The sequence below is a fragment of the uncultured Phyllobacterium sp. genome (genome assembly GCF_902479695.1).
In the GTDB taxonomy this organism is placed as follows: Bacteria; Pseudomonadota; Alphaproteobacteria; order Rhizobiales; family Rhizobiaceae; genus Phyllobacterium; species Phyllobacterium calauticae.
In genome coordinates, this window is record NZ_CABSQF010000006.1 from 120,614 (window position 1) to 143,987 (window position 23,374).

Annotated in this window: 16 protein-coding genes and 1 riboswitch; all 16 genes read left to right on the forward strand. The window is 58.7% G+C overall.

Going from position 1 to position 23,374, the window contains the following annotated elements; translation table 11 throughout:
- The first annotated feature begins 92 nt into the window (after positions 1-92).
- The 16 genes from RDL77_RS05945 (at position 93) to RDL77_RS06020 (ending at position 23,345) form a co-directional block, all read left to right on the forward strand.
- On the forward strand, positions 93-923 hold the full coding sequence (locus RDL77_RS05945) for an oxidoreductase (RefSeq protein WP_288192145.1): 831 nt from the start codon (positions 93-95) through the stop codon (positions 921-923).
- Between the two features lie 240 nt (positions 924-1,163).
- Positions 1,164-2,180, forward strand: a complete 1,017-nt coding sequence (locus RDL77_RS05950; RefSeq protein WP_223614932.1) for a LacI family DNA-binding transcriptional regulator — start codon at positions 1,164-1,166, stop codon at positions 2,178-2,180.
- Between the two features lie 57 nt (positions 2,181-2,237).
- Positions 2,238-3,293, forward strand: a complete 1,056-nt coding sequence (locus RDL77_RS05955; protein ID WP_288192146.1) for a sugar phosphate isomerase/epimerase — start codon at positions 2,238-2,240, stop codon at positions 3,291-3,293.
- Between the two features lie 18 nt (positions 3,294-3,311).
- Positions 3,312-4,484: a Gfo/Idh/MocA family protein gene (locus tag RDL77_RS05960; protein ID WP_288192147.1), complete on the forward strand. Its 1,173-nt coding sequence runs from the start codon at positions 3,312-3,314 to the stop codon at positions 4,482-4,484.
- A complete protein-coding gene (locus tag RDL77_RS05965; protein ID WP_288192148.1) occupies positions 4,484-6,034 on the forward strand; it encodes a sugar ABC transporter ATP-binding protein in 1,551 nt (516 codons plus the stop codon). The genes RDL77_RS05960 and RDL77_RS05965 overlap by 1 nt, the downstream gene beginning before the upstream one ends.
- Positions 6,031-7,041 carry an ABC transporter permease gene (locus RDL77_RS05970; RefSeq protein ID WP_288192149.1) on the forward strand — a complete coding sequence of 337 codons (1,011 nt, stop codon included), beginning with the start codon at positions 6,031-6,033 and terminating at the stop codon, positions 7,039-7,041. The genes RDL77_RS05965 and RDL77_RS05970 overlap by 4 nt, the downstream gene beginning before the upstream one ends.
- Before the next feature lie 82 nt (positions 7,042-7,123).
- Positions 7,124-8,068, forward strand: a complete 945-nt coding sequence (locus tag RDL77_RS05975; RefSeq protein ID WP_223614652.1) for a substrate-binding domain-containing protein — start codon at positions 7,124-7,126, stop codon at positions 8,066-8,068.
- Between the two features lie 410 nt (positions 8,069-8,478).
- Entirely contained in the window at positions 8,479-8,688 is a 210-nt protein-coding gene (hemP, locus tag RDL77_RS05980) for a hemin uptake protein HemP (RefSeq protein ID WP_105733897.1), read from the forward strand.
- 24 nt (positions 8,689-8,712) lie between these two features.
- Positions 8,713-9,771, forward strand: a complete 1,059-nt coding sequence (locus RDL77_RS05985; RefSeq protein ID WP_288192150.1) for a hemin-degrading factor — start codon at positions 8,713-8,715, stop codon at positions 9,769-9,771.
- Positions 9,772-9,781: 10 nt separating this feature from the next.
- Complete coding sequence (locus RDL77_RS05990; RefSeq protein WP_374042668.1) at positions 9,782-10,693, forward strand: hemin ABC transporter substrate-binding protein; 912 nt, start codon at positions 9,782-9,784, stop codon at positions 10,691-10,693.
- Positions 10,690-11,811, forward strand: a complete 1,122-nt coding sequence (locus tag RDL77_RS05995) for an iron ABC transporter permease (RefSeq protein ID WP_288192152.1) — start codon at positions 10,690-10,692, stop codon at positions 11,809-11,811. Before RDL77_RS05990 ends, RDL77_RS05995 begins: the two co-directional genes overlap by 4 nt.
- A gap of 2 nt (positions 11,812-11,813) precedes the next feature.
- On the forward strand, positions 11,814-12,605 hold the full coding sequence (locus tag RDL77_RS06000; protein WP_288192153.1) for a heme ABC transporter ATP-binding protein: 792 nt from the start codon (positions 11,814-11,816) through the stop codon (positions 12,603-12,605).
- 50 nt (positions 12,606-12,655) lie between these two features.
- Positions 12,656-12,867: riboswitch (cobalamin riboswitch) on the forward strand.
- A 107-nt stretch (positions 12,868-12,974) separates the two neighbouring features.
- Complete coding sequence (locus tag RDL77_RS06005) at positions 12,975-15,854, forward strand: ribonucleoside-diphosphate reductase subunit alpha (protein ID WP_288192154.1); 2,880 nt, start codon at positions 12,975-12,977, stop codon at positions 15,852-15,854.
- Positions 15,855-15,907: 53 nt separating this feature from the next.
- Positions 15,908-17,047, forward strand: coding sequence for a ribonucleotide-diphosphate reductase subunit beta (locus RDL77_RS06010; protein ID WP_288192155.1), 1,140 nt, complete (start codon positions 15,908-15,910; stop codon positions 17,045-17,047).
- 191 nt (positions 17,048-17,238) lie between these two features.
- A complete protein-coding gene (gene metH, locus RDL77_RS06015; protein ID WP_288192156.1) occupies positions 17,239-21,015 on the forward strand; it encodes a methionine synthase in 3,777 nt (1,258 codons plus the stop codon).
- Positions 21,016-21,263: 248 nt separating this feature from the next.
- A complete protein-coding gene (locus tag RDL77_RS06020; RefSeq protein ID WP_288192157.1) occupies positions 21,264-23,345 on the forward strand; it encodes an alpha-galactosidase in 2,082 nt (693 codons plus the stop codon).
- Positions 23,346-23,374: the final 29 nt, after the last annotated feature.

The following is a 23,374-nucleotide window of genomic DNA, read 5'->3' on the forward strand; positions in this document are numbered from 1 at the left end:
GCTGAACTAACAAGCACTGTAATTTTTTGGCGTATTATAAAGGCACAACCTTTCTGTCATTTTCTCTTTGGTTCATTGAAAAGGATAAAAAAATGACAACTTGGTTCATCACAGGAATTTCGCGTGGCCTTGGCAAGGCACTTGCCGCGGCAGCACTAGCAGAAGGAGATACTGTGATTGGGACAGTTCGTACGGGGTCGTTCGAACTTGATCATGATCGCGGCACGTTGCATGTCCTGAATGTTGATCTGATCGACGGCCAAGCCGCAGCTGCCAGCGTAGCAAAAGCTTTTGAGATAGCGGGCGAGATCGACGTCATCGTAAACAATGCCGGATACGGGCTGCTGGGTGCATTGGAGAAGGCATCGGATGCGGATGTCGAGAGACTGTTTGCTGTCGATGTTTTTGCACCGTTCCGGATCATTCGGACGGCATTGCCTTACCTCCGCGCGCAGCGCCACGGTCACATCATCAACATCACCTCGATTGCCGGGCGCGCGCCAACCACCGGATCGGCCGTTTATGCTGCCGCCAAATATGCGCTTGAAGGCCTTTCATCAGCATTGGCGCTGGAGGTCGCACCGCTTGGTATCAAAATAACGGCCATCGCCCCTGGCGCATTCAGGACGGACTTTCTTTCGTCTCACTCAATACGCAAAAGCGACGCCGAAGACGCTGCCTATGCCGAGACGATCGGACGGAGTTCTGCCGCCTTCGATTCCGTCGCTGGTCGACAGCTGGGCAATCCAGATCGCGCAGCACAAGTGATCATCAACCTGGTTCGTGCCGACAATCCACCTCTTCATCTGCTGCTCGGCAGTGATGCGCTGCGCCGTGCCCGAAGCAAACTGGATCAGATTGTCGATGAGATCGATGCCTGGGAAACGATCACCCGCAGTACCGATTTCGAGAAAGGCGAATAATTTAAACAGTCAAATACCGCATCAATCGGACAATTCGGGCAAGGTCACTGTCGTGAGACGGTGACCTTGCTCAAGGCATGCGTTGCTCACATCGTTGCCAGCGATCAACACCACGACACGCAAGTTGCAGCAGGACAACATTGCGTCCATCAAAATTCCCATCAAAACCCGTCAAAAAGAGTTGCACACCTCATTTCGTCGAACTAGTATATCAAGCGGAGGAGAATTCTCGTGGTAAAGATGACGCTTGAAGACGTCGCCCGAGAAGCCGGTGTCAGTCTTGCAACGGTTGATCGTGTTGTGAACGGGCGGAATGGTGTGCATGCGCGCACCATCGAACGCGTCAACGCGGCCATCAAGCTGCTTGGATTTCATCCGGATCAGCACGCATCGCGGCTTGCGCGCGGACGGGACTATGATTTCCGGATTATCCTGCCGACCGGCGAAAACGAATTCATGCAGGCGCTGGATGCGGAGTTTCGTGCAACCCGCGAACGCCAGCTGCAGGAACGCGTGCGGCTTTCCATTCAATATGTCGATACTTTCGACGGCGAGGCTTTGGCGGCGGCGCTCGAACGGCTGCCCTCCAGCATCGACGGCGTCGCTGTCGTCGCGCTCGACCATCCCGCCGTGACAGAAGCCATCAACGCCCTTGCCGACAGGGGTGTGGTTGTCCTGACACTGGTTTCCGATGTGCCGAATTCGCGCCGCGCCCATTTTGTCGGCATCGACAATTACGCCGCCGGCCGCACCGCTGCTTCGCTGATTGGCCGCTTTGTCGGACCGCGCAAGGGCAAAGTCGGCATGATTGCCGGCTCGCTGGCCCTGCGCGACCACGTGGAGCGGCAGTTCGGTTTCGAACAGGTCATTTCCCGCGAATACGCCAATCTTGAAGTTCTGCCCGTGCGGGAAGCACGCGACGAGAATGCACGCGTTGAGACAGTCTCGCGATCGCTGCTGCGCGATCATCCCGATCTGGTTGCCATCTACAATGCTGGCGGCGGTCAGGCGGGTGTCGTTGCTGCGCTCGAAGCAACCGGCCGCGTCTCCGACGTGATTTTCGTGGCGCATGAACTCACCGCCTCGACCCGCCGCCATCTGGTGCGGGGCACCGTGGATGCGCTCATCAATCAGGACGTCGGGCATATGGCGCGCAGCACCGCGCGCATTCTCACTGCCCTGCGCGAAGGCCGTCCCATCGTACCGGGGCAGGAACATATCCGCATCGATATTTTTCTCAGGGACAACATGCCCTGAACAGAAACCGGAGAGGTGCCTGCCCGAGGCGCCCGCATGAATTGGAGGAGACGAGACATGAAGACGATCAAGGGACCAGCCATTTTCCTCGCACAGTTTGCGGGCGATGCGGCACCGTTCAACTCATTCGACGCGATCTGCCAATGGGCAGCATCCCTCGGCTACAAGGGTGTTCAAATTCCCACCTGGGATGCGCGGCTGTTCGATCTCAAGAAGGCCTCGGACTCCAAGACCTATTGCGATGAAGTCGCCGGCATTGCCCGTTCGCATGGCCTCACCATCACCGAGCTTTCAACCCATCTGCAGGGCCAGCTCGTCGCCGTTCATCCGGTCTACGATGAACTGATGGACGGTTTTGCCGTGCCTGAAGTGCATGGCAACCCCAAGGCCCGCCAGGAATGGGCTGTCGATCAGGTCAAGCGCGCCGCACGTGCCTCCAACCATCTTGGCCTGAAAGTCATGCCGACATTCTCGGGCGCACTGGCCTGGCCATTCCTCTATCCCTTTCCGCAGCGGCCTGCCGGTCTCGTCGAAGCGGCATTCGATGAACTCGCCAAGCGCTGGACACCGATCCTCAACTACCTCGATGAACAGGGTGTCGATGCGGCCTATGAAATCCATCCGGGCGAAGACCTGCATGACGGCATCACCTACGAGATGTTCCTGGAGCGCGTGAACAATCATCCGCGCGCCAACCTGCTCTATGATCCCTCGCACTTCGTGCTGCAGCAGCTCGACTATCTCGACTACATCGACATCTATCACGAGCGCATCAAGGCGTTCCACGTCAAGGACGCCGAATTCAACCCGACCGGACGACAGGGTGTCTATGGCGGTTTCCAGTCCTGGGTGAATCGTGCCGGCCGTTTCCGTTCGCTCGGTGACGGACAGGTGGATTTTGGCGCCGTCTTTTCCAAGCTGACGGCTTATGACTTCGATGGCTGGGCGGTGCTGGAATGGGAATGCGCACTCAAGCATCCGGAAGACGGTGCACGTGAAGGCGCTGAATTCATCAATGCACATCTGATCCGCGTGACCGAAAGGGCATTCGATGATTTCGCTGGCGCAGGAACTGACGACGCGGCCAACCGCCGTATCCTTGGTCTGGTATAAGAACGGAAGGAAGCGGCAATGGCTATTGAAGCAAGCAGAGAAAAAGCGGCAACCCGGCGCATTCGCATCGGCATGGTCGGAGGAGGGCAGGGCGCCTTCATCGGCGCCGTGCATCGCATCGCCATGCGCATCGACGATCAATACGAGCTCGTCGCCGGAGCCCTGTCTTCCGATCCGGCGCGCGCCAAGGCCTCGGCGAAGGAGCTCGGCATTACGGAAGACCGTGCCTATGGTTCTTTCGAAGAGATGGCGAAAGCGGAAGCCAAGCGCCCGGATGGGATCGAGGCGGTGGCGATCGTTACCCCGAACCATATGCATGCACCCGCCGCAAAAGCGTTTCTGAAAGCGGGCATCCATGTGATCTGTGACAAGCCGCTGACGACAACGGTGAAGGACGCAAAGGAACTCGTGGCATTGGTGAAGAAGACCGGCAAGATTTTTGCCGTGACTCACAATTACACCGGTTACCCCATGATCCGGCAGGCCCGCGCCATGGTCGAAAAGGGTGTCCTTGGCAAGATCCGTCTGGTGCAGGCCGAATACCCGCAGGACTGGCTGACCGAAAAAGCGGAGGACTCAGGATCGAAGCAGGCGGAATGGCGTACCGATCCGGCGCGTTCGGGCGCAGGCGGCGCCATCGGCGATATCGGCACGCACGCCTATAACCTTGCCTGTTTTGTTTCCGGCCTGACGCTGAAGCAGCTGTGCGCCGAACTCACCAGCTTCGTCGAAGGCCGCAAGCTCGATGACGACGTGCAGATCCTGATGCGCTTCGATGGCGGCGCCAAGGGCATGCTCTGGGCAAGCCAGGTGGCGCCCGGACACGAGAACGGCCTGAAACTGCGCGTCTACGGCACCAAGGGCGGACTGGAATGGACCCAGGCCGATCCGAACTATCTCTGGTACACGCCGTTCGGCAAGCCCAAGCAATTGCTGACCCGCGGCGGAGCCGGCGCGTCGCCGGAAGCCGCCCGTGTCACACGCGTTCCCGGTGGTCATCCGGAAGGCTATCTTGAAGGTTTTGCCAATATCTATACGGAAGCCGCACAGGCGATCATTGCCGCCCGGACGGGTAAGAAGACACCGAAGGATGTGATTTATCCGACGGTCGAGGATGGACTTGCCGGCATGGAGTTCATCGATGCGGCGGTAAAGTCCTCCAAAGCCGGCGGCGTGTGGACGAAGGTGTGATGAACAGCGACCAAACCCATCGCAACGACGGAGTGCCCGTGCTTGAAGCCCGGGGCATCGCCAAGGCTTTCGGGCCGGTGGAGGTGCTGACCGATATCAGCCTCACCATCCAGCCCGGCGAGGTGCATGCAATCATCGGCGAGAACGGTGCCGGCAAGTCGACGCTGATGAAGCTTCTGAGCGGCCATCTGCAGCCGACCCGCGGCTCGGTTGCGATGGATGGGGAGGACGTGACCCTCGCCGGTCCCGTCGATGCGGAACATCGCGGCCTTGTGCTGGTGCACCAGGAAATCCTGCTCGCACCGCATTTGACGGTCGCGCAGAATATTTTCATGGGCCGCGAGTTGAAACGCGGTCTCATGGTCAATGACCGCGAGATGAACCGGCTGGCTGCCGAAGCCGTGCGCAAGCTCGGTGCTGATATTGATCCGACAACACCGGTGTCGCGGCTATCCATTGCGCGGCGCCAGCTCGTGCAGATTGCCCGCGCGCTGCAGGTGCCGCACCGCGTCGTGATTTTCGATGAACCCACGGCATCCCTCACGCCCTATGAGACGGAAGCGCTGCTCAAGGTGATCCGCAACCTGCGCGACCAGAACGTGGCGGTTCTCTATATTTCCCACCGCCTGCCGGAGGTTGCCGCCATTGCCGACCGTATCACCGTGCTGCGCGACGGCAAGCTCATCGCGACCCGCAATGCCTCGGAATTGCAGCCCGTTGACATGGCCAAGCTGATGGTCGGACGCGATATGTCGAAGCTCTATCCCGAACGGGAAGAGACCGCGACGCGCGAGACGATCCTTGATGTGAGCAATTTCGACGTTCCGGGTTATGCCCGCAGCGCCTCGTTCGCCTTGCGCAAAGGTGAAATTCTCGGCTTTGCCGGGCTGATCGGCGCCGGACGGACTGAGCTGTTCGAAGGCATTGTCGGGCTGCGTGCCGGACACGGGCAGGTCAAATTGAACGGCAAGCCGGTGCGGTTTCACAGCGTGCGCGACAGCATGGCCGCCGGGATTGTCTACCTGAGCGAAGACCGCAAGGGCAAGGGACTGCTTCTGGCACAGAACCTGCGGACGAACCTCACGCTGGCCTCATTGGAAAAATTCACCAAAGGCCCGCTCATCGAGCGCAAGCAGGAAGAACAGGGGCTGGACAAGGCGATTGCCGAATTCGACATCCGGGCCCGGCGGCGCGATCTGCTGGCGGGCCAGTTGTCCGGCGGCAATCAGCAAAAGCTGTTGCTCGCCAAGATGATGCTGCTTGATCCGAGCATCGTCATCATCGATGAGCCGACCCGTGGCATCGATATCGGCACCAAGGAACAGATCTACAGGTTCATCGCCGATCTCGCCAGGTCAGGAAAATCGGTCATCGTCATCTCGTCCGAGATGCAGGAGCTGATCGGCATCTGTCACCGCATCCTTGTCATGCGCTCCGCGCGCATTGTCGGCGAGGTCTCGGGTGACGCGATGACGGAAGATGAAATCGTCGTCTACGCCACCGGCGTCAAAACAAACGAAGCAGAACTATACGCAACGGGGTCCGCATGAGCGATACGCAAGCAAATACCGACACGCGCGGCCTTGGCCGCAAGCTGGCGGATATCGACAAGACGGCGGTTGCGCCATTCCTGGCGCTTGCCGCGCTTTTCGTTCTGGGCGCCCTGGTCAATCCAAGCTTCATCGGCATCGACAATATATTGAACGTGCTGACCCGCTCGTCCTTCATCGCCATCATCGCGGTTGGAGCGACCTTCGTGATTTCGGCAGGCGGGCTTGATCTGTCGGTGGGATCGATGGCTGCGCTTGTCGCCGGCATCATGATCCTGTTCCTGAATTCTGCCGCCATCGACGGCAATTTCGCCATGCTGGCCGCCGGTGTCGTCATCGCCATCGGCGTCGGGGCAGGCGCCGGGCTGGTGAACGGCGCCGTCACGACGCTGGGGCGGATCGAACCGTTTATCGTGACGCTTGGAACAATGGCCATCTACCGCTCCGTCACGGTCTGGCTTGCCAATGGCGGATCGATTGCCATGAAATCCAGTGAAATGCGCAATCTGTTCCGGCCGGTCTATACCGGCACGTTTCTCGGACTGCCGATACCGGTCTGGATCATCATCGCCGTCGGTTTGCTCGGTGCCTTCATCCTCTACAAGACCTCCTTTGGCCGGCACGTCATCGCGGTCGGTTCCAACGAAGACGTCGCGCGGTATTCCGGCATCCACGTCAATCGTGTCCGCGCCATGACCTATGTCATTCAGGGCATCTGTGTCGCCATTGCTGTTGTGGTTTACGTGCCGCGGCTTGGGGCGGCAACCACGACCACCGGCATGCTGTGGGAGTTGCAGGCCATCACGGCGGTCGTCATTGGCGGCACGGCGCTGAAAGGCGGCGTCGGGCGCATCTGGGGAACCATCTGCGGCGCCTTCATGCTGGAGATCGTCGGCAACATCATGGTCCTGTCCAACTTCGTCAGTGAGTATCTGATCGGGGCGGTTCAGGGCGTCATCATCATCATCGCCATGCTGGTGCAGCGGACACTGCAGCGCAAGGGATAACGGCGATAAAAGTTTGGGAGGGGGAGAATGGGCCACCCGCCGACCTCGACACAAAGGCCCGTAGAATATTTGGGAGAGAAATATGCGTAAACTCATCGTGGGACTTGCCGGCGCGCTGCTCGCGTCAAGCATGGTCCTGGCTCACGCCGCAGACAAGAAAGTCAATATCGCCGTTTCCATTCCGGCTGCCGATCATGGCTGGACTGGCGGCGTCGTCTATCACGCCGAACGGGCGGCCAAGATTCTCGAGGCCAACCATCCCGGCCTCAAGATCACCATCAAGACATCACCCGATGGTGCTTCCCAGGCCAATGCGCTCGAAGACCTGACCACGCAGGGGATCGATGCCCTCGTCACCCTGCCGCATAATTCCGACGAACTGACCGACCCGATCCGTCAGGTCAAGGCAAAGGGCGTATTCGTCACGGTTGTCGACCGCGCCCTATCCGATCAGAGCATTCAGGATCTGTATGTCGCCGGCAACAATCCGGAGCTCGGCCGTGTCGCCGGCAAATATCTGAAGGACAAGCTTGGCACCGCTGACGTCGTGGTCATTCGCGGCCTGCCGATCGTCATTGACGAAGAACGCCAGAAGGGTTTTGACGAAGCCATTGCCGGAAGCGGTATCAAGGTGCTCGACAAGCAGTTCGGCAACTGGTCACGCGATGACGCCTTCAAGGTCATGCAGGACTATCTGACCAAGTTCCCGAAGATCGATGCTGTCTGGTGCCAGGATGACGACATGGCCGTCGGCGTACTCGAGGCCATCAGCCAGGCCAAGCGCACCGATATCAAGATGGTCATCGGCGGTGCCGGCATGAAGGACATGATCAAGCGTGTCAGCGATGGCGATGCCATGACACCGATCAATGTTCTCTATCCGCCGTCCATGATCGCAACGGCACTCGAACTGACGGTTGCCAATTTCTACGATCAGGTTCCTGTACGCGGCAAATACATCCTGGATGCCACCCTGGTCACCAAGGACAATGCCAAGGAATTCTACTTCCCTGATTCGCCGTTCTGATCTCCACGATCAGGACATGATCAGTCTGCACATGGAAAAGGCCCGCAAGGGCCTTTTTCTTTTGTCAGGGTTGGCGCCGGGGAGGACTCGTACCCCGACGCCTTCCCTGTTGCAGCAGGCTTCATCATGGCTGGAGCAGCGGTCATGCTCAAACCATTTCCTGCCGCAAATTGCGCTTCGCAGGCCGAAATTTCCAGCCGTTGCGCTTGCTGGGATAGCGCGAACTTCAAGAATTTTTTGCAGGCTCGCGGTCAGCGCGCTTGCAATTTTGTGATGTTTTTCAAGCGCCAACTAACTTGACTCGTTGACTCCTCTTTATGTTGAGTAATAAATATGATCATACGAGTCAAGTTTGAACTATCCGTTGCCGGAGCATTCCGGCAGCGACAGCACGAAAAGGCTGGCCAGCAATGTCACGACGCCAAATCATCGATCTTCAAGTCCGGCTTCCGAGGCTGGCCCCGCTCGCCCGCGAAATCATGCCGGTCCGGCAAACGGATATGCGCGTTTACGGCAGCGAGATCCTGTTCGACGGCTCCAACGAAGTCGGCATCGAACATGCCGGCTCGCTTTACCGCCTGAAAATCACCCGCCAGGGCAAACTCATTCTCAACAAGTAACGCATTGATAGGCATCCGAAGACAATGACTGATACGCACAAGCCAGCACCCCAGGACATCCGGCAAGCTCGGGCAGACAACCCCAAAATGCGCGAGCGCGATCTTGCCCAGCAGCTTGGCATCACCGAGGCTGATCTGGTAGCAGCCTTTTGCGGCCTCAATGTCATTCGCATCACCCCGCGCATCGAGACCTTCCTGACCGAGATAGAGACCCTCGGCGAGGTGATGGCGCTGACGCGCAACGAAAGCGCCGTGCACGAAAAGATTGGCGTCTACGACAAGCCCATCGTCGGCAAGCATGCCTCCATGCTGCTGGGCGAGCAGATCGATCTGCGGCTGTTTCCCGACAGCTGGGCCCACGCCTTTGCGGTCGAAAAACAGGATGGAGAATTCACCCGCCGCAGTCTCCAGTTCTTCGATGCCGCCGGTGAGGCAATCCACAAAATCCATCTGCGCCCCGCTTCGGACCTCGACGCCTACCACGCACTTGTTGCCAAGCTGCGTCTCGATGACCAGTCGCAGCGTATCGAACTGACGGCCTTGCCGAAGCCCGAGGAGAAGACCGCGGAAATTCATGAACTCGATGCGGATGGCCTGCGGGATCGCTGGACCCAGATGAAGGATGTGCATGAGTTCTTCGGCATTCTGCGTTCACTGAAGATGACGCGCCATCAGGCGGTGCAGGTGATCGGGCAGGACTATGCCTGGGCACTGGATCGCGACGCCTTGAGCGCCATGATGCAGCATGCGGCGCAGGAGCAGATACCGATCATGTGCTTTGTCGGCAATCGTGGCTGCATCCAGATTCATTCGGGTCCGATTGCGAACATCAAGGCGATGGGGCCGTGGCTCAATATCCTCGATGAAACCTTTCATATGCATCTGCGCCTCGATCACATTGCCGAGTTGTGGGCCGTGCGCAAACCGACCAAGGACGGTCATGTGACATCACTCGAAGCCTACGGCGCCGAAGGGGAAATGATCATCCAGTTCTTCGGCAAGCGCCACGAGGGTTCGGGCGAACGGGAAGACTGGCGCCAGCTTGTTGAAAACCTGCCGCGCGTCCTGCGTTCGGCCGCGTAAGGAAATGACCATGTTGGCTAAACGCCAGAGCAAGCCGGCAAGGCTGCATCTCGCCGCTTCGCTCGCCGGGCTGATGGCATTGCTTTCCGCACAAGGCGTGGCTTCCGCAGAAGAAGTCACCGGGCGTCTTCCTGATGCGGCCCGCGTGGTGTCCATTGGCGATTCCATCACGGAAATCGTCTATGCGCTGGGAGAAGAGGGGCACCTTGTCGGTCGTGACCAGACGAGTACCTACCCGGAAGCTGCGCAGAAGCTGCCAAACGTCGGCTACATGCGCGCGCTGTCTCCCGAAGGGGTTCTGTCCATCAACCCGACGGCCATCATTGCCGTGGAAGGCAGCGGCCCGAAGGAAACCATCGATGTCCTGAAGAAGGCCAGCATCCCCTTTGTCTTCGTACCTGAGGACTACACGGGAAAGAGCATCTCGGCGAAGATACGCGTGGTGGGTACGGCACTTGGCGTTGACGACAAGGCGGAAAAACTGGCGTCGCAGGTCGAGAAGGATTTGCAGGCGGCTGAAGACGCAACGAAGAACATCAAGAACCGCAAGCGGATTCTGTTTGTCCTCAGCGCTCAGGGCGGCAAGATCATGGCCTCCGGCACCAAAACGGCAGCCAATGGGATCATTGCACTGGCCGGTGCCGACAATGCGATCACGGAATATCCCGGATACAAGCCGTTGACGGACGAGGCGATCATCACGGCCAAACCCGACGTCATTCTGGTCATGGACCGCGGTGGTGACCATTCGTCCGACAATGCCGACCTTCTTGCCAATGCTGCGATTGCCGCAACGCCCGCCGGCAAAGACAAGAAGATCATCCGCATGAGTGGTCAGTATCTGCTGGGCTTCGGGCCGCGCGCGCCCAAGGCAATTCACGAGCTGGCAGAAGCCATTTACGGCAACGAACTCGGCAAATGAGTGAGACCGTCTTGAGAAAACCTGCCGTCCTTGCTTCCGCACAGGGCGGCAGCAGACTGCGCCCTGAGGGTGACCGGTCAGCGTTTGCGCGCATGGTCATTGCCTGCCTGTGCGTGGCGCTCGTTGCCACGGTCCTTTTCAGCCTTGCCTTTGGTGCATCCGATGCATCGGTCCTCTCCGTCGTGAAGTCCCTGATTGCTGGATCCGATACCACGGACAATGCGCTCTCCGTCCGTGATCGCATCATCATTTACGATATCCGCCTGCCGCGCGTCATTCTCGGCGCGCTGATCGGCGCGTCCCTTGCCGTATCGGGTGCAGTCATGCAGGGATTGTTCCGCAATCCGCTTGCCGACCCCGGCATCGTCGGCGTCTCGGCGGGCGCCGGGCTTGGCGCGGTCAGCATCATCGTTCTCGGTGGAACCTTCCTCGCCCCGGTGATCGCCCTGTTCAGTCTCTATGCCTTGCCGCTCGCCGCTTTCTTCGGCGCCCTCATCTTCACGCTCGTCCTCTACCGTGTCGCGACGCGGCGCGGGCAGACATCCATCGCCACCATGCTGCTCGCCGGTATTGCGCTCGGCGCCATGGCCGCCGCCTATATCGGTGTCCTGGTCTATGTCGCCGACGACAAGCAATTGCGCGACCTGACATTCTGGGGGCTGGGATCGCTGGCGGGGGCCAATTGGGTCAAGATCGCCGCATCAGGCCCGCTCATTGCGCTCGCCCTCGTCATTTCACCGTTCCTCGCCCGCGGCCTCAACGGGCTCGCCCTCGGGGAAGCATCGGCCAGCCACCTCGGCATCCCGGTACAGCGCTTCAAACGCATCGCCATTGTCACCGTCGCCGCGGCCACCGGCGCATCGGTTGCGGTCAGCGGTGGCATCGGCTTTGTCGGTGTCGTCGTTCCGCATCTGCTGCGCCTCGTGATTGGCCCCGATCATCGCTATCTCCTGCCAGCGGCTGCACTCCTGGGTGCCAGCCTGCTGCTGATTGCCGATGCGGTCAGCCGAACGATTGTTGCGCCATCGGAACTGCCGATCGGCATCGTCACGGCAGCCGTCGGCGCACCGTTCTTCCTGTGGATATTGCTGCGCCGCCGCGGCATTCTGGACCTCTGACCATGATCCGTGTTTCCAACGTCTCCGTATCCCTCGGCCGAAACAGAATCGTCGAGGACGTATCCTTTGATGCGCAGGCTGGCGCATTCACAGTTATCGTCGGCCCCAACGGGTCAGGCAAAACGACCCTGATGCGCGCACTCTCCGGTGATCTGCCGCATGAGGGCGTCATCAGCATCAACAGCATGCCGATCAACCGGTTGAAGCTCTGGCAGATGGCAACCATGCGGGCGATCCTGCCGCAATCCACCTCGCTGTCCTTCCCGTTTACCGTGCGTGAGATCGTCAAGCTGGGCATGACCAGCGGCCGCTCCGGTGCTTCGCGCCACAACGTGGACACACTGCCCGATGAAGCGCTTGAGCGCGTTGACCTCGCGGGTTTCGGTGGGCGGTTCTATCAGGAACTCTCCGGCGGCGAGCAGCAGCGGGTGCAACTGGCGCGCGTCCTCTGCCAGGTCTGGCAGCCGGTGCTCGACGGCCAGCCGCGCTTCCTGTTTCTGGATGAGCCTGTGTCGAGCCTCGATATCAAACATCAGCTGATCATCATGCAGATTGCCCGCGACTTTGCCGATCGCGGTGGCGGGGTCATCGCTATCCTGCATGACCTCAACCTCACCTCCATGTTTGCCGACCGGGTCGTGGTCATGCACAGGGGGAGAGCCGATTCTGTGGGCACCCCCACGGAGGTCTTGACGGATGACCGCATCCTGCGCGTCTATGAATGTGCGCTCAAGGTGGGCGGTCTGCCTGGAAAATCCGTGCCGTTCGTCTTGCCGCAATCCGCAGTGCTCTGAGTACGCGAAGACGTATCCATCTACCTATTGACTAAAAACGACGATTTGATACTAAATATAGATGTTATGGTTCTCTCCGAGTCGCAAGACCGGGAGCTAAGAGGGAAGCCGGTGAAATGTCCTGGACATTGATGCCGGCGCTGCCCCCGCAACTGTAAACAGCGAGTTGTTGTCGACAATGCCACTGAAGCCCAGCTTCGGGAAGGCCGACACCAGCGCCGACCTGTGAGCCAGGAGACCTGCCATGACATGATGAACGTCCACGGGCGGGGTGTCCCGGTGTGTCGCTTGCAATGGTCGGCCGCAAGCTGACCGGATTCTTGCACGCGTGCGCTCGACCTTTGCCCCCAACATTTGGGGTATAAGCACATGTCTCTTTCTCTTCAAGCCACCCGCGCCGACGGTCAGTCGCCGGTTCGTCCTGCCGAATTGCAGCCATCATCCAGCGAGCCCGGCTATCGCGTCATTCGCCGCAATGGCTCGGTCACACCCTTCGACCCGCTGAAAATCACTGTTGCCCTGACCAAAGCCTTCCTCGCCGTTGAAGGCAATGTCGCTGCCGGTTCGCGCCGGGTACACGATGTCGTCGAAGGCTTGACTGCAGAGATCGTGACAACCTTGAAGCGCCGCAGCAGCGAAGGCCGTCTGTTTCACATTGAAGATGTGCAGGACCAGGTCGAACTTGCTCTCATGCGCAGCGAAAACCACAAGGTTGCGCGTGCTTACGTGCTCTACCGGGAAGAACGGGCGCGAGAACGGGCGAAGCTGGTGGAACCGGTGGCCGAAACCGGCCCGTCGCTGAGCGTTACCCTGCTCGACGGAACCAAGACACCTCTCGATGCGGTGCGGCTTGCCCGCATCATCGACGAAGCCTGTGAAGGACTTGAGGGGGCGAGCGCCGCGCCGATCCTCAGCGAAACCCGGCGTAATCTTTATGACGGCATCACCCTCGACGAACTGTCGCTTGCGCCCATTCTGGCTGCACGCACACTCGTTGAAACCGAACCGAACTATTCCTTTGTCACCGCCCGTCTGCTTCTGGACAAGCTGCGCCGCGAAGCCTTGAGCTTTGTCTTCGGCCGGCCTGAACAGGCGACCCAGCACGAAATGGCGGAGCGGTACGCCGATTATTCCCCCGCCTATGTGAAGGCCGGCATTGAAGCGGAACTGCTCGACCCTGAACTCGCCCGCTTCGACCTGCGGAAAATATCAGCAGCCCTGAAGCCGGAACGCGACCTGCAGTTCCAGTATCTCGGCCTGCAGACTCTGTATGATCGTTATCTCCAGCAGACACGCGGTATCCGGTTCGAGTTGCCGCAGGCCTTCCTGATGCGCGTTGCCATGGGCCTCGCCACCCGCGAGATCGACCGGGAAGCACGCGCCATCGAATTCTACGATCTGCTGTCGTCGTTCGACTTCATGGCATCCACACCGACGCTGTTCAATTCGGGCACGCTGCGTCCGCAGCTGTCCTCCTGCTTCCTGACCACCGTCGCCGACGATCTCGACGGCATCTTCAAGGCGGTGAAGGACAATGCGCTCCTCGCAAAATATTCCGGCGGCCTGGGCAATGACTGGACGCCCGTGCGCGGTCTTGGCGCCCATATCAAGGGAACCAACGGCGAAAGCCAGGGCGTCGTACCGTTCCTGAAAGTGGCCAACGATACGGCCATCGCGGTCAATCAGGGCGGCAAGCGCAAGGGCGCGGTCTGCGCCTATCTCGAGACCTGGCATGTCGACATCGAGGAGTTTCTCGATCTGCGCAAGAATACCGGTGACGACCGCCGCCGCACCCACGACATGAACACCGCCAACTGGGTGCCTGATCTGTTCATGAGCCGCGTGGAAAAGGACGAGCCGTGGACCCTGTTCTCACCTGACGAGACGCCGGATCTGCATGATCTCTATGGCGCGGACTTCAAAACTGCCTACGAGGCCTATGAAGCCAAGGCTGCACGCGGCGAAATCCGTGTCTTCCGCACCGTGCGGGCACTGGATCTCTGGCGCCGGATTTTGACGATGCTGTTCGAGACGGGCCACCCATGGGTCACCTTCAAGGACCCCTGCAATATCCGCTCGCCCCAAGGCCATGTCGGCGTGGTGCATTCCTCGAACCTGTGCACGGAAATTACCCTCAACACATCGAAGGATGAAGTTGCGGTGTGCAACCTCGGCTCGATCAACCTTGCCAATCACATTGCAGCCGAAGGTCTCGACCTTGAACGTCTGGCGCGCACTGTGGCAACGGCCATGCGCATGCTCGACAATGTCATCGACATCAACTTCTACACGATCCCGGAAGCGCGCCATTCCAACCTGCGTCACCGTCCGGTCGGTCTCGGCTTGATGGGTTTCCAGGATGCATTGCAGGCATTGCGTATTCCCTACGCCTCCAACGAAGCCGTGGCTTTCGCCGATCTCAGCATGGAAGCCATTTCCTATCATGCCATTTCGGCATCGGTTGACCTTGCCAGCGAACGTGGCAGCTATCCGAGCTTCAGCGGTTCGCTCTGGTCAAAAGGCATTCTCCCGATCGATTCCATTGAACTGCTCGATCAGGCCCGCACGGCGGCCGGCGCCAGGCTTTCGATGGATCGCAGCACTACCCTCGACTGGGAAGCCCTGCGCAAGCGGGTGACGACAACCGGAATGCGCAATTCCAACACCATGGCGATTGCCCCCACCGCAACGATTTCCAACATTTGCGGCGTCGCCCAGTCCATCGAGCCCGCCTATCAGAACCTCTTCGTCAAATCCAACATGTCGGGCGACTTCACTGTCGTGAATGCAGCACTGGTGCATGACCTGAAGCAGCGCGGGCTATGGGACGAGGTGATGATTTCGGACCTGAAGTATTTCGACGGCTCGGTGGGTGAAATCGACCGCATCCCTGCCGACCTCAAGGCGCTCTATGCCACGGCATTCGAAATCGACAGTGCATGGCTGATCGCAGCGGCCTCGCGCCGGCAGAAGTGGATCGACCAAGCCCAATCCCTCAACCTCTATATCGCCAATCCAAGCGGCAAGAAGCTGGACGAGCTCTATCGTCTCGCCTGGAACAGCGGCTTGAAGACGACCTATTACCTGCGCTCGCGCTCGGCGTCCCACGTGGAAAAGTCCACGCTGAAAGGCACGGATGGCAAGCTTAACGCGGTCGCCGCCAAGCCGGTTGCCGAACCGATCATCCTGTCGGAACCGGCCGGCAATGCCTGTTCGATCAATGATCCTGACTGTGAAGCCTGCCAGTAAGCGCGCAACCGCGCCTGCCACACACGCTTTGCAATGAATTGAAGGAAAAGACCATGCTTGACTGGACCAACACCGAAGCTGCCGCCAATGCTGCCCGCGCCATCCACCCCGCTCTTGCACCGGATCAGGCACCCACCGCCGATGCCACGGGTCTTGGCGATATCGTACGCGGCGGTGGCCGTGTGCGCGTCGACGACAAGGCGATGATCAATTCACGTGCCGACGTCAACCAGCTCCTGCCGCTCAAATATCACTGGGCCTGGGAGAAGTACCTCAATGGCTGCAACAATCACTGGATGCCGACAGAGGTGTCGATGCAGGCAGATATCGCCCTGTGGAAATCCAAGGACGGGCTGACCGACGACGAACGCCGCATGATCAAGCGCAATCTCGGTTTCTTCGCGGCATCCGAGTCACTTGTTGCCAACAATATTGTCCTTGCCATCTACCGGCACCTGACCAATCCGGAATGCCGCCAGTATCTCTTGCGTCAGGCCTTCGAGGAAGCCGTCCATACCCATACATTCCAGTATATCGTCGAAAGTCTCGGGCTGGATGAGGGCGAACTCTTCAACATGTATCGCGAAGTGCCATCGATCACCGATAAGGCGGCATGGGCGCTCAAGCATACGCAAAATCTCGACAACCCGGATTTCAAGACCGGCACGCCGGAGATGGATCAGCAGTTTCTGCGCGATCTCGTGGCCTTCTACGTCATTTTCGAGGGCATGTGGTTCTATACGGGCTTTGCCCAGATCCTGTCGCTCGGCCGACGCAACAAGATGGTCGGCATTGCTGAACAGTATCAGTACATCCTGCGCGACGAGAGCATCCACATGAATTTCGGCATCGACGTGATCAACCAGATCCGTCACGAGAACCCGCATCTGTGGACGACAGCCTTTACCGAAGAACTGCGCGGGATGATCAGGGATGCGGCGGAGCTCGAGGCGTCCTATGGCCGCGATACGATGCCGCGCGGGTTCCTCGGGCTGAATGCTGCGCTTTGCGAAAGCTATATGCACTTCATCGCCAACCGGCGCTGCGCCCAGCTTGGCCTTGCCCAAGTCTTTCCCGACACGGACAATCCGTTCCCGTGGATGTCGGAAGCGATGGATTTGAAGAAGGAAAAGAACTTCTTCGAAACCCGGGTTATCGAATACCAGAATGGCGGAGCGCTGGCATGGGATTGATGCGTAGAATGCCGGCTCCGAGGACATTTTCGTCGCGTGGCTGCGCATAATGCGGGCATCGCAGCTGCGGCGGGACAGGACGCCGCAGCTGCGACAGAATCTGCCGCCAATGGAATTGATTTGTTGACATAAAGATATCTTTATGTGAGTTTACGCCTCTCGTCCCAAGATGGCCAAGAGGCGTTTAAGTCATGAATATTGCAGTCGATAATCTGTTCGGTCCCATGGGCGCTCCACGGGATGGCTCGGAGGTGTTTGAAGCGCTGACCAAGGCGGCGCGCGAACGCATCCTGATTCTCGACGGGGCCATGGGCACGCAGATTCAGGGCCTCAGCCTGAACGAGGACGATTTCCGCGGCGAACGCTTCGCCGACTGCTCCTGTCACCTGCAGGGCAATAACGACCTTCTGATTCTCACGCAGCCCCAGGCCATCGAGGACATCCATTACGCCTATGCCATGGCCGGTGCGGACATTCTCGAAACCAACACGTTCTCCTCCACGACCATTGCCCAGGCTGACTACAGCATGGAAGAGGTTGTCTATGAGCTGAACCGCGATGGCGCCCGCCTTGCCCGCCGGGCCGCGATCAAGGCCGAACAGAAGGACGGCAAGCGCCGCTTCGTGGCCGGGGCGCTCGGACCGACGAACCGCACCGCATCCATTTCGCCTGACGTGAACAATCCCGGCTATCGCGCTGTCACCTTCGACGATCTGCGTATCGCCTATGCGGATCAGGTGCGCGGCCTGATGGATGGCGGCGCCGATATCATCCTCATCGAAACGATCTTCGACACGCTGAACGCCAAGGCAGCGGTGTTCGCCACGCAGGAAGTCTTCGAGGAAAAGGGCATTACCCTGCCCATCATGATTTCGGGCACGATCACCGATCTCTCAGGCCGAACCTTGTCCGGTCAGACGCCGACGGCGTTCTGGCATTCCGTGCGTCACGCGGAACCCTTCACCATCGGCCTGAACTGCGCGCTTGGCGCCAATGCGATGCGCGCCCATCTGGCTGAAATCTCCGGCGTTGCCGATACATTTGTCTGCGCCTATCCCAATGCCGGTCTGCCCAATGAATTCGGCCAGTATGACGAAAGCCCCGAGGCGATGGCCGAGCAACTGGAAGGCTTTGCCAGTGAAGGCCTGCTGAACATCGTCGGCGGCTGCTGCGGTTCGACGCCCGATCACATCCGGGCGATTGCCGAGGCGGTCAGCAAGTATCCGCCGCGCCAGATCCCGGAAATTTCCACGCATATGCGCCTGTCCGGCCTTGAACCGTTCACGCTGACCAAGGACATTCCGTTTGTGAATGTGGGCGAGCGCACGAACATCACCGGGTCGGCCAAGTTCCGCAAGCTGATCACCGCCGGCGACTTTGCCACGGCGCTGGATGTGGCGCGCGATCAGGTTGCCAATGGCGCGCAGATCATCGACATCAATATGGATGAAGGCCTGATCGACAGCGAGAAGGCGATGGTCGAGTTCCTCAACCTGATTGCTGCCGAGCCCGATATCGCCCGCGTGCCCGTCATGATCGACAGTTCCAAGTGGGATGTCATCGAGGCCGGACTGAAATGCGTGCAGGGCAAGCCGCTCGTCAACTCGATCTCCATGAAGGAGGGGGAGGAGGCTTTCCTTCACCATGCCAAACGCGTGCGCGCCTATGGCGCGGCCGTCGTGGTCATGGCCTTCGACACGGAGGGCCAGGCCGATACGCTGGAGCGCAAGGTCGAGATCTGCACCCGCGCCTACGAACTCCTGACCAAGGAAGCCGGGTTCCCGCCCGAAGACATCATCTTCGACCCGAACGTGTTTGCGGTTGCCACCGGCATCGAGGAGCACAACGGCTATGGCGTTGCCTTTATCGAGGCGACACGCCAGATCACGGAAACGTTGCCGCATGTCCACATCTCCGGCGGCATCTCGAACCTGTCCTTTTCGTTCCGCGGCAATGAGCCCGTGCGCGAAGCCATGCACGCGGTGTTCCTCTACCATGCGATCCAGGTCGGCATGGACATGGGCATCGTCAACGCCGGACAGCTGGCAGTTTATGAATCCATCGATCCGGAACTGCGCGAGGCCTGCGAGGATGTCGTGCTCAACCGCCGCGACGATGCGACGGAACGGCTGCTCGACCTCGCCGAGCGCTACAAGGGATCGGCCGGCAAGGAAGCACGTGAGCGTGATCTCGCCTGGCGCGAATGGAGCGTGGCCGACCGCATTTCCCACGCGCTCGTCAATGGCATTACCGAATTCATCGATGTCGACACGGAAGAGGCGCGGCTTGCGGCCGAACGGCCGCTGCATGTGATCGAAGGTCCGCTGATGGCGGGCATGAACGTTGTCGGCGATCTCTTCGGTGCGGGAAAGATGTTCCTGCCGCAGGTGGTCAAATCCGCCCGCGTGATGAAGCAGGCCGTGGCCTTGCTCCTGCCGCACATGGAGGCGGAGAAGCTCGCCAATGGCGGCACGGGCGAACGCGAAAGCGCCGGCAAGGTGCTGATGGCGACGGTCAAGGGCGATGTGCATGATATCGGCAAGAACATTGTCGGCGTCGTTCTTGCCTGCAACAATTACGAGATCATCGATCTCGGCGTGATGGTGCCCGCCACCAAGATTCTGCAAACGGCAAAAGAGCTGAATGTCGATATCATTGGCCTCTCCGGCCTGATCACGCCGTCGCTCGACGAAATGGTGCATGTCGCGTCCGAAATGGAGCGCGAAGGGTTCAATATTCCGCTTTTGATCGGCGGCGCCACGACAAGCCGCGTGCACACGGCGGTGAAGATCAATCCGCGCTATCACAAGGGCCAGACGGTTTATGTCACCGATGCAAGCCGTGCGGTCGGCGTCGTCTCCCAACTTCTCTCGCCGGATACCAAGGGCGGCTTTGTCGATAACATCCGTAGCGAATACACCAAGGTTGCCGAGACCCATGCCCGCAATGAGGCAGACAAGCAGCGGCTGTCACTGGAAAAGGCCCGCGCCAATGCCCACAGGATCGACTGGTCGGGCTATGAACCGCCGAAGCCGTCCTTCCTTGGAACGCGGGTGTTCGAAAATTACGACCTCGCCGAACTGTCGCGCTACATCGACTGGACGCCATTCTTCCAGACATGGGAGCTGAAGGGCCGCTATCCCGCCATTCTCGACGATGAAAATCAGGGCGCGGCAGCGCGGCAGTTGTTTGCCGACGCGCAGGCCATGCTGGCCAAGATCATTGATGAAAAGTGGTTCAATCCGAAAGCCGTCATCGGCTTCTGGCCGGCGGGAACTGTCGGCGATGATATCCGCCTGTTCACCGACGAAGGGCGCCAGAAAGAGCTGGCCACACTCTATACATTGCGCCAGCAGCTGTCGAAGCGCGATGGCCGGCCGAATGTCGCCCTGTCGGATTTCGTCGCACCTGTTGCCAGCGGCAAAGGGGATTACATCGGCGGTTTCGTCGTGACGGCAGGTATAGAAGAAATCGCCATTGCCGAACGGTTCGAGCGGGCGAATGACGACTATTCGTCCATTCTGGTGAAGGCCCTTGCCGACCGGTTTGCCGAAGCCTTTGCCGAGTTGATGCATGAACGGGTGCGCAAGGAATTCTGGGGCTATGCACCGGATGAAACTTTGAAGCCAGATGAACTGATCGGCGAGCCCTATCGCGGCATCCGCCCGGCACCCGGCTATCCCGCGCAACCCGATCACACGGAAAAGGATACTCTGTTCAGCCTGCTCGACGCGGAAAGGCAGATCAACGTGCGCCTCACCGAAAGCTACGCCATGTGGCCGGGCTCGTCGGTTTCGGGCGTCTATCTCGCCCACCCGGAATCCTACTACTTTGGCGTCGCCAAGGTGGAGCGCGATCAGGTCGAGGATTATTCGGAGCGCAAGGCAATGCCCGTCGAAGAAGTCGAGCGCTGGCTCGGCCCGATCCTCAACTATGTACCGGCCCCACGGGTTCAAGCGGCGGAGTAACTCTACAACGCCCTCATGCCACGATCATTGTGGTCTTGTACGGCTGTTCGCGATGCTCCGTGAACGGCGTGTTCTACGACATTGGTATATGTTGCAAAATTACATTTCTAAGCTAACTTTCTTTCATAGTTGAAAATTAGCTACATTTCTCGACTATTGGTATCGATTTTCATGGTTCCAATCTCACTCGCCAGAGGATTTTTTACGCAACCTTTTTACATCTGATCCAATTGAAGAACGGAAATATAATGAAAAACATTTTACCATATGCATCGGCACTTTTGCTTTGTTCAGTTTTGTCTGGGTACAACACCGATCGAGCCGCAGCACAACAATCGACATCCGGCAGCGCTCCTATGCCGGCAGTGACTAAACTCGCGGCCAAACCACCCATGGGGTTCACAACGTGGTCGCGTTTTAAATGCAACGCCCAAGACCCATTCAAGAATTGGCCGAAACTGGAAACAATCAATGGCGTCCAAGCGCCGTTGAATGACGACGGCAGCCGAAGTCAATACTCGTTCCAGCACTTCATGCTGGACCAGGCACGTGCGATGAAAGATTCCGGCCTGCTGGATGCAGGGTATAGCTATCTGAACGTCGATGATTGCTGGATGAACCGGGCGCGGGACGATAATGAATCTCTAAAAGGCGCGGCGAGCTGGACTTATGGCCATTGGCCTGACGGCTCACATAATGGTTTTGATGCTGATCTCAGCCAATACGTTCAATATTTACATTCTATGGGGTTTAAAGCCGGGCTCTACAGCAGTTCCGGACTGCGGACCTGTCAAATCTTTCCCGCATCGGCAGGGCATGAAAGGCAAGATGCCACTGCTTTCGCAAAATGGGGTATCGACTATCTGAAGTACGATAACTGCGACTATGACAAAAGTGACGACCCGTCCGACTATTCGTATTGGCCAAAAAAAGAACGCCCCGGCGCGGTTACTGCCAAACCCAAAAATGAGCTCTTCAAAGCAATGGCAGATGCTCTGGCAGAAGCCACGAAAAATAGCGTTCGTAAAATCATTTTTGAAGAATCGGCGCCAGCTGCATATGGCAATAACGCCAGCGAAAAATATACAACAATGGATTGGGTTCGCCCGCTCGGCCAGATGTGGCGTGTCGGGGGTGACATTAAGAACTACAGATATGATGCAGTCTCCAGTACGCTCAGCAATCCCTGGTCATCCGGTGCAGGAGGAGAGAACGACAAGGGTGTCTATCCGAGTTTCTATATTGCCGTGGCACTTTCCCGTTACGTCGCGCCTGGCAGTTGGAATGACCCGGATCAGTTGCTCATCGGTGACAACGGCATGAACACGGATGAGGAAAAGAGCCAATTCGCACTCTGGTCCGTCATGGGGGCTCCGCTGCTTCTCAGTACCGATGTACGGCGATTGACAGAATACTACCAACAGAAGGGAAGGGATGATGCAGGCGTAACCCTCGCGCATCTCAGGGATTCCCACAAGATTCTGACAAACAAGGATATTATCGCCGTTGATCAGGATGAGCTCGGCATCGGCGGATATATCGCATATCAAACGGATCCCGCTACAGACAAGGGGATGGACGTTGTCGTTAAGCCCCTCAGCAATGACCGTCTTGCCGTTGTCGTTCTCAACAAAAGCAATACCGAGCTTCAGCCGCAGAAAATAAATCTGTGGTCCATAGGCCTCAACCTTTCCGGGCAAAAAAGCTGCACAGTTTTCGCAAAAGATCTCTGGGATAGTAAACCGGAAGGCCCCCTACAAGATAAACAGCTGTGGACCAGGCCAATTCCAGCTCATGGGAATGCCATGTTCCGGCTCGCAGCGAAATGCGATGGCAAAGCGGTCAAAGTCATACCCACCGGTCAGATCTATTCCGTGGCGGGTAGCGGCAAAGCGGGGTTTTGTCTCACAGTGTCGTCCAAGGACACGGCAACTGCCAAATTTGCCATCAGCGCATGCAATGGATCCGACCTGCAAATCTGGTCGCGTGATATCGCCACGCACCGCATCAAACTGGCAGCAGATGCGGATCTGTGTTTATCCATGGCTGCAGGTAACACGTTCGGCCTTGCCAAGTGCAAGATCGGCGAAAACGATGGCATATATTATCACACTGACATTCAGGATTTCTCGTACTACTTGAACGGTTCCCTTGCCAACGAAGCCTTGGAGCCAACTGACGCGGCGGTGCTTAGACCAAATGCGACGCGACAGTGTTTGGACATGTATGGTGGCCCATTTGTCGAGAACAACCCGGTAGCTCCTTATCAGTGTGCCGGATCGGCAAATCACGTCAGCCAAATCTGGTCAGCACCGGGCGCTCCGGGATAGCCCACGTCTCCTTGAGCGCCATCGGAAAG

Coding starts and splice junctions, on each gene's coding strand:
- RDL77_RS05960 (WP_288192147.1), top strand. CDS start 3,312: ATGGCTATTGAAGCAAGCAGAGAAAAAGCGGCAACCCGGCGCATTCGC.
- RDL77_RS05970 (WP_288192149.1), top strand. CDS start 6,031: ATGAGCGATACGCAAGCAAATACCGACACGCGCGGCCTTGGCCGCAAG.
- hemP (WP_105733897.1), top strand. CDS start 8,479: ATGTCACGACGCCAAATCATCGATCTTCAAGTCCGGCTTCCGAGGCTG.
- RDL77_RS05950 (WP_223614932.1), top strand. CDS start 1,164: ATGACGCTTGAAGACGTCGCCCGAGAAGCCGGTGTCAGTCTTGCAACG.
- RDL77_RS06000 (WP_288192153.1), top strand. CDS start 11,814: ATGATCCGTGTTTCCAACGTCTCCGTATCCCTCGGCCGAAACAGAATC.
- RDL77_RS05955 (WP_288192146.1), top strand. CDS start 2,238: ATGAAGACGATCAAGGGACCAGCCATTTTCCTCGCACAGTTTGCGGGC.
- RDL77_RS05975 (WP_223614652.1), top strand. CDS start 7,124: ATGCGTAAACTCATCGTGGGACTTGCCGGCGCGCTGCTCGCGTCAAGC.
- RDL77_RS06020 (WP_288192157.1), top strand. CDS start 21,264: ATGAAAAACATTTTACCATATGCATCGGCACTTTTGCTTTGTTCAGTT.
- RDL77_RS05985 (WP_288192150.1), top strand. CDS start 8,713: ATGACTGATACGCACAAGCCAGCACCCCAGGACATCCGGCAAGCTCGG.
- metH (WP_288192156.1), top strand. CDS start 17,239: ATGAATATTGCAGTCGATAATCTGTTCGGTCCCATGGGCGCTCCACGG.
- RDL77_RS05995 (WP_288192152.1), top strand. CDS start 10,690: ATGAGTGAGACCGTCTTGAGAAAACCTGCCGTCCTTGCTTCCGCACAG.
- RDL77_RS05945 (WP_288192145.1), top strand. CDS start 93: ATGACAACTTGGTTCATCACAGGAATTTCGCGTGGCCTTGGCAAGGCA.
- RDL77_RS06010 (WP_288192155.1), top strand. CDS start 15,908: ATGCTTGACTGGACCAACACCGAAGCTGCCGCCAATGCTGCCCGCGCC.
- RDL77_RS05965 (WP_288192148.1), top strand. CDS start 4,484: ATGAACAGCGACCAAACCCATCGCAACGACGGAGTGCCCGTGCTTGAA.
- RDL77_RS05990 (WP_374042668.1), top strand. CDS start 9,782: ATGTTGGCTAAACGCCAGAGCAAGCCGGCAAGGCTGCATCTCGCCGCT.
- RDL77_RS06005 (WP_288192154.1), top strand. CDS start 12,975: ATGTCTCTTTCTCTTCAAGCCACCCGCGCCGACGGTCAGTCGCCGGTT.